Annotated in this window: 12 protein-coding genes and 1 pseudogene; 7 read left to right on the forward strand and 6 right to left on the reverse strand. The window is 60.5% G+C overall.

Annotated features, from left to right (window positions below):
• The first annotated feature begins 38 nt into the window (after positions 1–38).
• Both treZ and H6M51_RS02480 read left to right on the forward strand, forming a co-directional pair.
• Complete coding sequence (treZ, locus tag H6M51_RS02475) at positions 39–1,889, forward strand: malto-oligosyltrehalose trehalohydrolase (RefSeq protein ID WP_185808285.1); 1,851 nt, start codon at positions 39–41, stop codon at positions 1,887–1,889.
• 85 nt (positions 1,890–1,974) lie between these two features.
• On the forward strand, positions 1,975–2,229 hold the full coding sequence (locus H6M51_RS02480) for a hypothetical protein (protein ID WP_185808286.1): 255 nt from the start codon (positions 1,975–1,977) through the stop codon (positions 2,227–2,229).
• Positions 2,230–2,374: 145 nt separating this feature from the next.
• Here H6M51_RS02480 and H6M51_RS02485 read toward each other — a convergent pair whose 3' ends face one another.
• A complete protein-coding gene (locus tag H6M51_RS02485; protein WP_185808287.1) occupies positions 2,375–2,653 on the reverse strand; it encodes a BON domain-containing protein in 279 nt (92 codons plus the stop codon).
• A 98-nt stretch (positions 2,654–2,751) separates the two neighbouring features.
• Here H6M51_RS02485 and H6M51_RS02490 point away from each other — a divergent pair, with 98 nt between their 5' ends.
• Both H6M51_RS02490 and H6M51_RS02495 read left to right on the forward strand, forming a co-directional pair.
• The gene (locus H6M51_RS02490; RefSeq protein WP_348644381.1) at positions 2,752–4,452 is read left to right on the forward strand and encodes a sensor histidine kinase; all 1,701 of its coding nucleotides are present in this window, start codon (positions 2,752–2,754) and stop codon (positions 4,450–4,452) included.
• 57 nt (positions 4,453–4,509) lie between these two features.
• The gene (locus tag H6M51_RS02495) at positions 4,510–4,740 is read left to right on the forward strand and encodes a hypothetical protein (protein ID WP_185808288.1); all 231 of its coding nucleotides are present in this window, start codon (positions 4,510–4,512) and stop codon (positions 4,738–4,740) included.
• A 197-nt stretch (positions 4,741–4,937) separates the two neighbouring features.
• On the opposite strand, the gene H6M51_RS02500 is transcribed toward H6M51_RS02495, so the two are convergent.
• A complete protein-coding gene (locus H6M51_RS02500; protein ID WP_185808289.1) occupies positions 4,938–5,258 on the reverse strand; it encodes a hypothetical protein in 321 nt (106 codons plus the stop codon).
• Between the two features lie 100 nt (positions 5,259–5,358).
• On the opposite strand from H6M51_RS02500, the gene H6M51_RS02505 reads away from it, so the two are divergent.
• Both H6M51_RS02505 and H6M51_RS02510 read left to right on the forward strand, forming a co-directional pair.
• Positions 5,359–5,637, forward strand: coding sequence for a hypothetical protein (locus H6M51_RS02505; RefSeq protein ID WP_185808290.1), 279 nt, complete (start codon positions 5,359–5,361; stop codon positions 5,635–5,637).
• On the forward strand, positions 5,634–5,840 hold the full coding sequence (locus H6M51_RS02510; protein WP_185808291.1) for a hypothetical protein: 207 nt from the start codon (positions 5,634–5,636) through the stop codon (positions 5,838–5,840). The genes H6M51_RS02505 and H6M51_RS02510 overlap by 4 nt, the downstream gene beginning before the upstream one ends.
• 79 nt (positions 5,841–5,919) lie before the next feature.
• Here the strand turns inward: H6M51_RS02510 and glgA are convergent, their stop codons facing one another.
• Both glgA and H6M51_RS02520 read right to left on the reverse strand, forming a co-directional pair.
• Positions 5,920–7,371, reverse strand: coding sequence for a glycogen synthase GlgA (glgA, locus tag H6M51_RS02515; protein WP_185808440.1), 1,452 nt, complete (start codon positions 7,369–7,371; stop codon positions 5,920–5,922).
• Positions 7,372–7,499: 128 nt separating this feature from the next.
• Positions 7,500–7,763 carry a DUF2934 domain-containing protein gene (locus H6M51_RS02520; RefSeq protein ID WP_185808292.1) on the reverse strand — a complete coding sequence of 88 codons (264 nt, stop codon included), beginning with the start codon at positions 7,761–7,763 and terminating at the stop codon, positions 7,500–7,502.
• A 287-nt stretch (positions 7,764–8,050) separates the two neighbouring features.
• Between H6M51_RS02520 and H6M51_RS02525 the strand changes: the two genes are divergently transcribed.
• Complete coding sequence (locus H6M51_RS02525; RefSeq protein ID WP_185808293.1) at positions 8,051–8,857, forward strand: Ku protein; 807 nt, start codon at positions 8,051–8,053, stop codon at positions 8,855–8,857.
• 6 nt (positions 8,858–8,863) lie between these two features.
• Here the strand turns inward: H6M51_RS02525 and ligD are convergent.
• Positions 8,864–11,443 (reverse strand): annotated as a pseudogene (gene ligD, locus H6M51_RS02530) (DNA ligase D).
• Positions 11,444–11,445: 2 nt separating this feature from the next.
• Positions 11,446–12,288 carry a Ku protein gene (locus tag H6M51_RS02535; protein ID WP_185808294.1) on the reverse strand — a complete coding sequence of 281 codons (843 nt, stop codon included), beginning with the start codon at positions 12,286–12,288 and terminating at the stop codon, positions 11,446–11,448.
• Positions 12,289–12,346: the final 58 nt, after the last annotated feature.

The raw sequence follows: 12,346 nt of genomic DNA on the forward strand, positions 1-12,346 counted from the left end.
GTTGGATCGTCGCAATCAGCAAGCGGCGAGGATGACCAATGGATGACCGGCAATCACAGCCCGACTTTCGGGGTCTTGAGGTCGATCAGGAATACCGTGTCTTCCCGAAGAGCTGGGGCGCGGAATACACCGCGGCGGGCGAAGTGCGGTTTCGCATATGGGCCTCCGGGGTCCAGATGCTCGGGCTTCGCCTGATGGACGAAGAGGTGCCGATGTCGCCTGCCGGAGACGGCTGGTGGGAGCTCCTCGCGACAAACATTGCGCCTGGGACTGTTTATTCATTCGTATTGCCAGATGGGACACGTGTGCCGGACCCGGCCGCGCGTGCTTTGGCCGGTGATGTCCACGGCCCTTCGCTGATCGTCGATCCCACGGCCTATCGCTGGAAGAACAGCAGTTGGAAAGGCAGGCCCTGGTCGCAAGCCGCAGTATACGAAATCCACATCGGCACCTTCACCGAGGAGGGGACGTTTGCGGCTGCCGCTGAAAAACTCCCCGTCTTGGCTGAGCTGGGCGTCACCGTGGTGCAGGTCATGCCGGTTGCCGCATTCGGTGGGAGGCGCGGCTGGGGCTATGATGGCGTCCTGCTCTATACCCCTCATCCGGCCTACGGCTCCCCGGACGATATGAAGGCCTTCATTGATCAGGCTCATGGTCTCGGTCTGATGGTCATGCTCGACGTCGTCTACAATCACCTCGGCCTCGACGGAAATTACCTCAAATCATACGCACCGGATCTCTTTTCCACTGAGGGCACGCCTTGGGGCCCCAGACCAGACGTATCGAAGCTGCCCATGCGCGACTTCGTGATAGAGAATGCACTCTATTGGCTGGAAGAGTTCGCCCTCGATGGCCTGCGGTTCGATGCCGTCGACCGCATCGACGACGATAGCAGCGCGATCAACATCATGGAGGAAATGGCGCGCACGATCCGTGAACGATCGCCGGAGCGTCATATCCATCTTGTTGTCGAGGATGGCCGCTGTATCACCCGCCTGCATGAGCGGCGCGATGACAACTCGGTCGCGCTTTACGATGGGGTCTGGAACGATGGCTATCACCATCTTGTCCACGCCTGGGCAACCGGCGAACACGGCGGCCATTACAAGGTATTTGCAGAGGATTTCTGGCCCCGTATCGCACGGACACTTGCGAGCGGATTTGCCCTGCAGGGCGAACGGATAGAGGAAAAGGGAAACCAGCCGATCGGGGAGCCGAGTGGGCACCTGCCACCGACGACATTCGTCAACTTTCTACAAAACCACGACCAGATCGGCAATCGCGGCCGGGGCGACAGACTCTGGAGCTTGATAGAGCCAGATCTTGCGGAACGCCTCATGGCGATGCTCCTGCTCGCGCCACAGATCCCCATGATCTTCATGGGCGATGAATTTCGTTCAAAGGGCAGATTCTATTTTTTCAGCGACTATCCGCCGGAACTCAAGCAGGGCAGTCCGGAAGATCGATTGCGGGAGGCACGGGCATTTGGCTCGGATGATCTGAAGCTGGAAGACATTCGCGATCCGAACGACTGCGAAACTTTCACGGCCTCGAAGCTTGACTGGGGGGAAGCGCAGACAGAACGTGGGATGGCCGCACGATCCTTCTGCCAACGCCTGCTCGAGAAGCGGCGACAGCACCTTTTCCCATTGCTGGACAATGTCGGTGGCGGCGTGGGCCATGTGCTGATGGCGCAGGACGGGAAGCTGGCTGTCGACTGGCAGCTCGGCGAGCATCGATGGCAGCTCCGGGTGAATTTCAGTGAAAGGGAAGTCATGCTGCCTCCGGTCCACGGCGCCACGATCGAGGTTATGCCATCCGAGGCGGAGGCGGACATCCGCGATCTCTCGCGCTTCCTGCCGGGTTCGCTGATTGTCACCTGCGGATGACGGACCGGGCTGCGAAAAAAAATCTGCCCGGAACAGGAACCCTCTTGCGCGCGGCGAGTTTGAGGGGGATCATGAGGAGTGCGGCATGACTCAGGTTTATTGTGACATCATCCCCCAGTCAAACGGCTGGTGCTTTCTCTCGGAGCAGGGCCAGTCTGCTGTCTATCCGAGCTACAGGCTGGCGGTCGAAGCTGCCCGTCGTCATTCCGACGAACAGATTGCGAACCGCAAGATAACCGTGCTTCGACAGCAGGATCTGCGCGGCCGAATGCTGGAGATCGGCGGCATGGCTCAGGCATGGGGCCCGGAAGGCACGGCCGGAATACGTGGGCGCGCCTGACCATCAAATTCGCCAGAAAATCGGAACGTTGGTAAAATTGATCGACGCGAACGTGGATCTACCCGGTGTTTGGCAATGGTCTGAAGCCTCCTGCCAGCGCCGGGTTATTCCATGTCGTCGCTCGCCTCGCCGGCGCCACGAGAGGTCACGGTGCCTCATCACCGCTTTCCATGCGGACTGTCACTTTCTTCACCCCGGGTACCGCCAGGGCAACTTCCACGGCCCTGGTCATTTCGTCCCGCGTCCCGACGACGCCGTACAGAAGGATTTCCCCAGCCGACGCGACAACCCGCAACCCCTCGGCACCTGTGCCTTGCGATGCCGCCAACGCGTCCGCCACCTGCTGTTCCAGTTGCGCCTCCGTCGGAAACTCGTCAGCCATCTCCGGCGCTTCTCCGTGAAACCGTTGTGGCTTGAAGATCATGGCACGCTCCTCTCTCCATCCTGCAGTCCTAACGCTCCCCCGCCCATTTGGTTCGACATCCAGCGTATCAAATTGAGTTATGGCACCTGGAGGAGGGCGTGTTGAGGCACGTGGTCAGACGGTTTCTCGGTATCTTTCCCACAGCCTCCATCGGCTCGTACCTGGCCGCGATGGCGATCCTGGCGACCTTGCCACTCCTGGCCTTCGTGGCATTCCTCCTCCTGCAGCTCGAACGATCGCAGTTTCAGACCCTGCGAACCGACGTCGCAGATGATGCGCAAGCGATCAGTCGGGCCGTTGAGCGCAAGATCGCCGACATGGAGACGACGCTTGCGCTGGTGGCCAATTCCGCCGAATTGCAGCAGGGGGATCTCCAGGCCTTCCATACGCGCGTCGGGGAAAGCCTCAAGGAAAGCTCGCTCTATGTAATGCTTGCTCGGCAGGACGGGGTTCAGATCCTCAATACGCGGATGCCCTGGGGCGCGACGCTTAGGCCGATGGCAAACCCGGAGTCAGTCCGATCCGCCTTGAGATCGGGGAGAGTGGAACTGTCAGGCGTATTCTTCGGTGCGACGAGCCAGCGCTGGGTCGTCAATCTGACAATGCCTCGCATCAACAACACCCCGGGAGAGGCCGATGCCGTGGTGCTGACACAGGATGCAGCCAGCTTGGCGAACCTGGCCGCCCGCGAAGCGATTCCGCCCGGTTGGTCCTCGGCGCTTGTGGATGGTGACGGTCGCATCGTCGTGTCGCACGGTGCCGAGAACCAGCCCTCTGGTACACAGATCGACCAGAGCTGGCTGGAATTGATGTACGGCTACAACAACAGTGCGGTCTTTTATCAGAACGGAAGACAGTATCTGATGGGTTACGCCAAGGTCGCAGACTGGCCGTGGCGTGCTTTGGTTTGGGGGCCAGTCGACAGCCTCAAGGGCTCCTTTATTACGCTCTGGAAGAGCCTGTTGATCGGCAGCCTCGTCCTGATGACCTTCCTCTTGGGCATTGTCCTTGTCGCGGCCCATCATCTGCGTTCGGCGATCCGCCGGATCGCCTGGATGGCGGAGCGCATCGGGCGTGGCGAAATCGTCTCGCCGGAGCGAACGAAGATTGTCGAGGCGAACCAGGTTGCAGTCGCCCTCTCGAATGCTTCCTTCGATCGCGCCGAAGCTGAAGAGCGCATCCATTTCATTCTGCAGGAGCTCGTTCATCGCACCAAGAACATCTTGTCTCTTGTCCAGGCGATGATGCGTCAGCTAGCCCGAGGCACCGATGACGTCGAGGAGTTTCAGCGTGCCGTGAGCGGCAGGCTTGCAGGCCTCGCCCAGTCGATAGAAGCACTGGCCAAGCAGCAATGGGGCGGTATTCCGCTTGCCGCGTTGGTCGACCTGCATCTGACGACAGTTACGGGATCGGTGGATCGTGTCTCTCGCCGAGGTCCGGATCTGCTTGTCAATGCCAACGCCGTTCAGAACCTCGGACTCGTGTTTCATGAATTGGCGACCAATTCTGTCAAATACGGTGCTCTCTCGGTGCTTGAGGGGCGCCTTCGTATTGAGTGGCAAGTGCTCGAGCCCCAGGAAGCGGGAGGGGAGCAAAGGCTTGAGCTCACCTGGGTCGAGCAGCACGGCCCACCCGTCACGCCACCGACGAGACGTGGCTTCGGCTCGACCGTTGTCGAGCGACATGCGGCGAGCGCCTTTGCCGGGGAAGTCAGGATCGACTTCGACCCCCAGGGGTTAAGCTGGACCCTGGTCGCGCCTTTGTCATCCTTCCTTGCCGGCAGTGCCGAGTCATCCTGACAGGAACCTAACGCAGACTATCGGGTTGATCTTGATGAAATCATCGGAGGACCGAGCATGGACGACCAGCCTACACAGCGCGACAAGGAAACGATCGAGAAGGATGCCGAAGGCCAGTTTGTCGGAACGCAGGCGGGCGGTGACAATGATGGAGTGGCAAGTGCCAAGCCCACCGTCGTGACAGGATCCGACGATGCAACCGTCAACAAATGGCCGCCCGGCAAAAAAGATCCGCCCAAGGACTGGGATCCAAACTTCGATGTTCGTGATCAGACCAACCGTCGTTGACGATCACAACTGGCCCGACCCCATCCGCGCTCCGTTAATCTGGGCGGGGACCGCAACAAGAGAGAGAGAGCGCTCGCGAAGCGGAAGATCAGCCCGCAGCGGCAGCGTAACCTGGGGCTGATCCTGTGCCTTTTCCGCAGGCTTTTCAGACTTGCGGAAACGGTGCATCCAATTCCTGAATATTGCCGGGATCATCGTCACTTCCTTTCCTTCATTGCTTCGGTAAAGCCGTTGGGCGAGTTGAGATCCGGGGCAGTCCGCAAAAGCGCAGCTGCACGGGCTTTCGCGGTGTCCAGAATGTCGCGGATCGCTTCACCCTTTTCATGGCCGCGCCCGACACCAGCAGACGTCTCCACGCCGGGATCTTCCGAGCCATCGCGCAGCAGCACCTCCTGTTCGAGATTGCGAAGCAGTTCAGGCGCGTTCTCCGGCGCGGTGAGCGTCTCGCTGAGGAGTGAGATCAGGATTTCCCGATGCGCGTTGAGCCGCGCTTCCAATGATTTCAGATCGGCGTCCACGATGGTCTCTCCCGTGTCGACAAGTCATCGTGAGGGGAACCTTGGGCGGCGCCAAAAGTTTCCTTGAAGAGCAATATCTTCTGTCGAAAAGGAGTGGATCATGTCCGAGACGGTGCGCCCCCCGCGCTGGCGTCGCTTCCCCGATCCGCGTGATCGTCTGATCATCGCGCTGTTCGCGCAACTGGAGGCGGAGCGCCAGACACGTGAAACCTTGCGCCAGGCGATCCGCTCAGGCGCTATCGATCCTGCCGTTTTGGAAGCCATCGCCGAGGATCCGGTCCCCGCGAGCAGTGAGGATATTGCGGGTCTTGAACGGACCATCGCCTTCCGCGAGCGGCTGCATGGCGAGGGCGATTACGCGAGAGAGGAGTGGAGATGAAACTCACCAGAACAACAGCCGCATGTCTCAGCCTTCTCCTGCTTACGGCATGTGGTGAGGGAACAGGCACCAGCGGCACGACCGAGGAGCGCCAGACCACGACCGGCACGCTTCCGGCGATGGAGACGGAGAGCGATCCCACGCCCCAGACTGGCAAGGGAGGTGCAGGTCAGAGCAGACCGAATGGCCAAAACCGCCCCTGAAAAATGCCCATAGCCAACGGCAAAAGGGCCCGGAAAAATCCCGGGCCCTTTTGCCGTTCAGCGATATCTGCCGATCTTGTCAGTGCTGCAACTGTGCCCGGGATTCGGTCAGCCGGCCGTAGACCTCCGCATAGCTCTCGGCGCTGCGATCCCAGGAGTAATCAGCGCGCATCGCCTGCAATTGCAGCCGTGCCCACTTGCGCTTGTCGCCATAGGCATCCACCGCGCGACGCAACGCGTGGCGCAGTCCTTCCGGACGGACGGGATGGAACTGGAAGCCGGTGGCCGCCCGGGCTGAGATCGCCGCATCGTTTGCATCGATGATCGTTTCGGAAAGCCCTCCGGTTCGCGAGACCACGGGCACGCAGCCGTAGCGAAGCGCATAAAGCTGTGTCAGGCCGCAGGGTTCGAAGCGCGATGGCTGGATGATGCCGTCCGAGCCGCCGTGAATGAGATGGGCCGTGGGCTCGCTGTAACCTATTGTCACGGCCATGCGTCCGGGAAAACGTGCCGCTGTCGCTTTCAACGCATCTTCGATATCGTGATCGCCCTGACCATGCACGATCAGGCGCCCGCCACGGTGGAAGATCTCATCCGCTACCTCGGCCAGCATGTCCATGCCCTTCTGCCAGGTGATCCGCGTGACCGCCGAAAACAGCGGTCCGTCACCGGGCTCCAGGTTGAAGCGTTCGAGCAGGAGCGCCTTGTTGTGCTTCTTCAGCCGCAGGCTCTTCATGTCATAGCGAAATGGCAGGTAGGGATCCGTCGCCGGGTTCCAAACCTCCTTGTCGATGCCGTTGACAATGCCCTGCAGGCTGTCGAGGCGTGCGTTCAGCACGCCATCAAGTCCCATGCCGAAGCTCGGTGACAGGATCTCGCGCGCATAGGTCGGGCTGACAACGGTGATATGATCGGCCGTGACCAGCCCGCCCTTGAGGTAGCTGATATCACCGAAATACTCCATCTGTTCGACGGTATACACCTCCGGTGGCAACCCGATCTGAGACAGCAATGCAGCCGAATACTGGCCCTGGAAAGCGAGATTGTGGATCGTCAGCACCACGGGTACGGCGGAGCCCATCTGCCGGAGATAGACGGATGTTAGAGCCGATTGCCAGTCGTGGGTATGCACGAGATCAGGCTTCCAGCCCGGGAGCGCGCCCGCGGCGATCTCGGCTCCCGCAAGCGACAGAACCGCAAACCTCTTCCAGTTGTCGGCATGATCAAAGCCGTGCTCGTTGACATAAGGACCGCCCGGCCGCTCGTAGAGAGCCGGTGCGTCTAGGACGAAAAGGCTCAGCCCGTCGATCTCGAGGTGGCGCAGCGTGGCCTTCTCGCCAAGGAGATCGTCAAACTCCATGAGGGGAGGATGCAGACGCGCGAGCGCAAGGATAGAGGGATAACCTGGTACCAGGGTATGAGTCTCGATGCCGAAGGCGGACAAGGCCTTGGGAAGTGCACCGGTGACATCGGCGAGCCCCCCTGTCTTGATCAGAGGATAGATTTCCGAGGTCACAGCCAACACATGCAATGGCACTCGGGTCGGAGAACGACGGTGGGGGCGAAGCTCGTCGTCGTCGCGGAGATAGGCTTCCCGAACCCGCTGGATGAATTGCGCCCGGCCAAGCGCCGGTGAAAGATCTAGTCCTGCCACCTTATTCACCCCTTTCGGCTCCTTGCCATCTTCTTGACCGGGCGAACCGGTTCTTCGGTGATCACAAGTCCTTCCTGCTCGGCAGACACCTGAGCGTCTGCTATGCGCCTGCCGGCTTTCGCCGTTGTTTCAGACGCCGCTGCGTTCAGCGTCTCCCAGTCGTTGAGTGCGGTCTGCCAATGGGCCTCGTCACGGCCGTCTGGGCGCCCTTCTTCTTCCCAGAGCGAATAGGCTCGCCGGGCAATCCAGTCATAGTCTCGTTCAGGCATGGCATTTCTCCGTCGTCGCCCATTGCCGGTTCCACACGCCAATGTTCTTCGGCCGAGCGCGGTCTCGTCGCACCCGCCGCCTCCCCGGTCGGATATGTCTGCGATACCCCCATACCGACAGACGATCCGCCGGCTCATCATTGGAGAGGAACTGGCAACAGAGGAACGCCATCCGGGGCAAACGGTTCCCGGTGCAACCGCCGATTTGAACGGCCGTCGGAACAGTTTTTTGACGGAGGCGTTTGCAGGGCAGTGTTGCGGACAGATGGCAGCTGGGAGATGTGGCGATGGCGCAGCGCGCGTTCTGGAAAGGCTATCTGAAACTGTCCCTCGTCACCTGTCGGGTGGCCATGACACCTGCAGTCACCGAGAGCAGCAAACTTCGCTTTCACAACATCAATCGCAAGACCGGCAACCGGATCGTCAGTCGGTATGTCAATTCAGAGACCGGCAAGCCAGTCGATGACGAGGATCAGGTCAAGGGTTATGAGCGGAGCGAAGACGATTATGTTCTGTTCGAGGACGATGAGCTCGAAGAAGTCGCGCTCGAAAGCACGCGGACCATCGATATCGAGAGATTCATTCCGCGCAGCTCGATTGGCTGGATCTGGTATGATAGCCCGCATTACCTCGCCCCGGCCGACAAGGTGAGTGAGGAGGCTTTCGCCGTCATTCGCGAGGCGATGCGTAAGACCGATACGGGTGGCATCGCGCGTCTGGTGCTGTATCGCCGAGAACATGCTGTCCTGCTTGTTCCGAGAGACGAGGGCATGATCGTCTGGACGCTGCGATATGGCGACGAGGTCCGAGACCCCGATCCGTTTTTCGACAAGGCCGGCAAGACCGAGGTTTCGGCGAGCGCAAGAACTATGATGAAGAAGCTCGTGGAGGCGAGACTGCGGAGTTGGCAGCCGAAGCTCGTGCGAGACCCGGTTGAGGAGCGCCTGCACGAGATCATCGAGAACCGGACCAAGAAATCCAGAAAGACAAAACCGAAGAAGCCCGCAGAGCCCGAACGCAAGGACAATGTCATCGACATCATGGAAGCGTTGAGACGCAGTCTCGCATCTGAAAAGAAGGCGGCTCGCAAATAGAGGCCCTTAGGGCGCCCTCTTTGCCCGTTTGCCGCCAACGACCAGAGGTGCCTCCGCTATGCGGAAGTCCGCCCATGGATCCGCGTCGAGGCTGGCGAGGCGGGCGGGCACATTCTCCACCGTGTAGTGGTTGGGCAGGATATCCGGGTTCAGCTCTTTGAACGAGAGCGGCATTGATACCGGCGCGCCTGGTCGCGCGCGTGTCGAGTAGGGCGCGACCGCTGTGGCCCCACGGCCATTGCGCAAGTAGTCGATCAGGATCTTGTCCTTGCGTTTGGCCTTGCTGATGGTGGAGACATAATCGGACGGACTGTCTGCACTCATGGCATCGGCCAGCGCCTTCATGGCAGCTTTGACGTCCGGCCACCTCGCTTTTGGTTTGAGCGGGGCCACCACATGCAGACCCTTGCCGCCCGAGGTCTTGACGAAACCCGTGAGCCCGAGATCTTCGAAGCGTTGACGCACCTCGAAGGCTGCCCGGATGACACGCTCCCACGTGACGCCGGGGCCGGGATCAAGGTCGATGTTCACCATGTCCGGGCGCTCCAGATCGCCAGCCCGAGAGCCCCAAGGATGAATTTCAAGAGCTGCACCCTGAACGAGGGCAAGCAACCCTGCAATGTCGCGGATACCGATCAAGGCCTCGTCGTCTGCGGGATCCCGGACCGTCATGATTTCCTTTCGCATGCCACGCCAGCCGTGCTTCTGGAAGAAACAGGTCTTCTCATGGCCTTCAGGGCACCGCAGCAATGCGAGCGGGCGGTCAACGATGAACGGGGCAATGCGAGGCCAGACCAGGGCATAGTAGTCGGCAAGCCCCTCCTTGGTCACGCCGGCCTCCGGCCAATAGAGCCGGTCGGGATGCGTAAGGTTGATCTCCCGCCGGGCCGACTGCGCTGCAGCCAGCGTGCTCGTCTCGGTTGCTGCGGACCTCCTGGCGCTGCCGGCTTTAGCTCTGGTCGAGACCTTGTCCGCCGGCGTTTCCAGCACCACTTCGCTCGCGACCTTGTCTTCGCGAATCCCGCGGAAAGAGGCGTGCCGCAGGTGGGCGTCGCCGGTCCATCCACGAAATTCGATTTCCGCCACCAGCTCGGGCTTTACGAAAACGGCATCCTTTCGTTCGGCGCTTGTGAGCTTGTCTTTGAACGGGCTCTTGTCTTGCACGAGCGGCTGCAGCCGGGCGAAGATCTTCCTGCTGAGCGTCTGGGTATAGCCGGTGCCGACACGTCCGACATGGCGAAGCCCACCTGCCTCGTGGACACCCATGATGAGAGAGCCAATGGCGTCATTGGAAACGGAGGAGGGCAGATAGCCGCCGATGACGAGTTCCTGCCGGGCCGTGCATTTGGACTTCACCCAGTCCCGGCCACGACCGGAGCGGTAAGGCGCATCGGCGACCTTGGAAATGACCCCCTCAAGACTGAGGCGGCAGGCATGCTTCAAAACGAGATCGCCACTCTCGTCGAAATGGCTTGAATACTTCAACGGCGGTTCGACATCCGAAATCAACGTTTCCAGCAGCGCCTTTCGATCCGAAAGAGACGCCCCGGTGAGGTCCTGCCCATCAAGATGCATGAGGTCGAAGATGTAATAGGTGAAGCGATCGTCGCGGCCGTCGCTGAGATCCTGCTGAAGCAGTGAGAAGTCGCTGCTTCCATTGCCGCCCTCGATCACGATCTCCCCGTCGAGCAGGGCCGTCCGCACGGGGAGCCCCTTGAGGGCGGTAACCAGAGATTTTCCGAAGCGGTCCGTCCAGTCCAGCCCCGTGCGCGTCAGAAGCTGCACCCGTCCATGCTCAATCCGCGCCTCGATCCGATAACCGTCCAGCTTGATCTCGTGCAGCCAGCGGTCGCCTTTCGGCACCCTCTTCACCAGGGTTGCGAGAGCCGGTGGCAGGAAATCGGGCAAGATGCCCAACTTGGCTCCAGGGATCGAGGCTTCTCGGTCCTTGGACGCGCTCCCGCGATGAGCCGGCTTCTTCTTCGTCGCGGTTTTGCGCGAGTTCCACACTTGGGCCTTGCTGTCGCCCTTGAGGCTTTCGATCGAACGACCGCTTTTCACCGAAAGCGGCTTCTCCTCGACAATATCCGGATCACCCGGTTGGCGCGCGGCCTCGTCTTCGCCCTTGATCAGCAGCCAGTTTTCGCGCGTCTCGCCCTCTTTGCCGGCCATCCGAACGAGGTGCCAGTGTCCTGCGAGTTTCTCCCCCTTCAAGGCGAACTCCAGATGACCTTTCTTGTAGCCCTTGCGCGCATCTTGCAGGGGCTCCCATGTGCCGCGATCTCAGACGATCACCTCGCCGGAACCGTATTGACCTGGTGGGATGACGCCCTCGAAGTCACCATAGGCGAGCGGATGATCCTCGACATGCACGGCCAGCCGCTTTTCGCCAGCCATAAGGCTCGGGCCTCGGGTGACCGCCCAGCTTTTCAACACGCCATCCATCTCCAGCCGGAAATCATAGTGCAGCCGTCGGGCTGCATGTTTCTGGATGACAAAGCTGTTTCCCTTGCCGCTTGCCTTGCCTGCCTTGGGTTCCGGCGTCGCTTTGAAATCACGCTTGCGGCGATATTCTGTGAGCGACATGATCAGCTGGCCTTCTTCTGCTTTGCCGCAGAAGCTGGCGTTGCCTTCCGCTTCGCAGCCGGCCTTTCATCTGCAGCACCAGCACTTTTGCGCAGCGCATCGAGCAGGCTGGTCACGTTCTCCGGTTTCCGTTTCGGCAGCTTCTTCGGCTTCCGGCCGGCAATTTTGGCCTTGACCAGCTCGGTCAAGGCAGCCTCGTAGCGGTCTTCGTACTGGCTGGGGTCGAACTCACCCATTTTCGTGCCGATGATATGCCGTGCGAGGTCCAGCATTTCCTTGTCGATGCGGATCTTGGATATACCGGAGAAGCTTTCGGCGGAATCGCGAACCTCATAATCGTAGTTGAGCGTCGTCGCGATGAGGCCTCGGCCTAGCGGCCGCACCAGCACATTTCGAACTCTGCGAAACAAGACGGTTCTGGCGAGCGCCGCGACACCTTTCGCCTCCATCGTCTCCCGGATCAAGTCATAGGCTTCTGCCGATTGCCGATCGGCTGGTGCCAGAAAATACGGTCGCTCCAGGTACAGGGTGTCGATGTCGTCGCAAGTCAAAAAGGTCGAAAGCTCCAGACGCTTGTCGCTCTCTGGGACCGCGTCGCGGATTTCCTCCGGCTCAAGGATCACCGTTTGGCCGTCGGCTGTGTCGTAGCCCTTTACCAGATTGTCCTTGTCAACGCTTCGGCCCGTGTCGCTGTCCACGTATTCCCGGCGGACGCGGTGGCCCGTACTCCGATTGATGATGTGGAAGGCCATACGTTCCTGGGCGTTGATCGCCGAATAGAGGGCAACAGAACATCCGAGGTCGCCGATCGAGAGATGCCCTTTCCAGATCGCTCTTGCGCTCACGCTCAACTCCTGTCGCTTTTCGGCGCAACGACGGGAGCTCCCCTTTGTTCCGAGCGTT

This window comes from Rhizobium sp. AQ_MP, from assembly GCF_014237835.1.
Lineage (GTDB): Bacteria > Pseudomonadota > Alphaproteobacteria > Rhizobiales > Rhizobiaceae > Allorhizobium.

What these genes read in the sequence shown, in the direction of transcription:
- treZ (WP_185808285.1), top strand. Translation starts at nt 39, where the DNA reads ATGGATGACCGGCAATCACAGCCCGACTTTCGGGGTCTTGAGGTCGAT.
- H6M51_RS02480 (WP_185808286.1), top strand. Translation starts at nt 1,975, where the DNA reads ATGACTCAGGTTTATTGTGACATCATCCCCCAGTCAAACGGCTGGTGC.
- H6M51_RS02485 (WP_185808287.1), bottom strand. Translation starts at nt 2,653, where the DNA reads ATGATCTTCAAGCCACAACGGTTTCACGGAGAAGCGCCGGAGATGGCT.
- H6M51_RS02495 (WP_185808288.1), top strand. Translation starts at nt 4,510, where the DNA reads ATGGACGACCAGCCTACACAGCGCGACAAGGAAACGATCGAGAAGGAT.
- H6M51_RS02505 (WP_185808290.1), top strand. Translation starts at nt 5,359, where the DNA reads ATGTCCGAGACGGTGCGCCCCCCGCGCTGGCGTCGCTTCCCCGATCCG.
- H6M51_RS02510 (WP_185808291.1), top strand. Translation starts at nt 5,634, where the DNA reads ATGAAACTCACCAGAACAACAGCCGCATGTCTCAGCCTTCTCCTGCTT.
- H6M51_RS02520 (WP_185808292.1), bottom strand. Translation starts at nt 7,763, where the DNA reads ATGCCTGAACGAGACTATGACTGGATTGCCCGGCGAGCCTATTCGCTC.
- H6M51_RS02525 (WP_185808293.1), top strand. Translation starts at nt 8,051, where the DNA reads ATGGCGCAGCGCGCGTTCTGGAAAGGCTATCTGAAACTGTCCCTCGTC.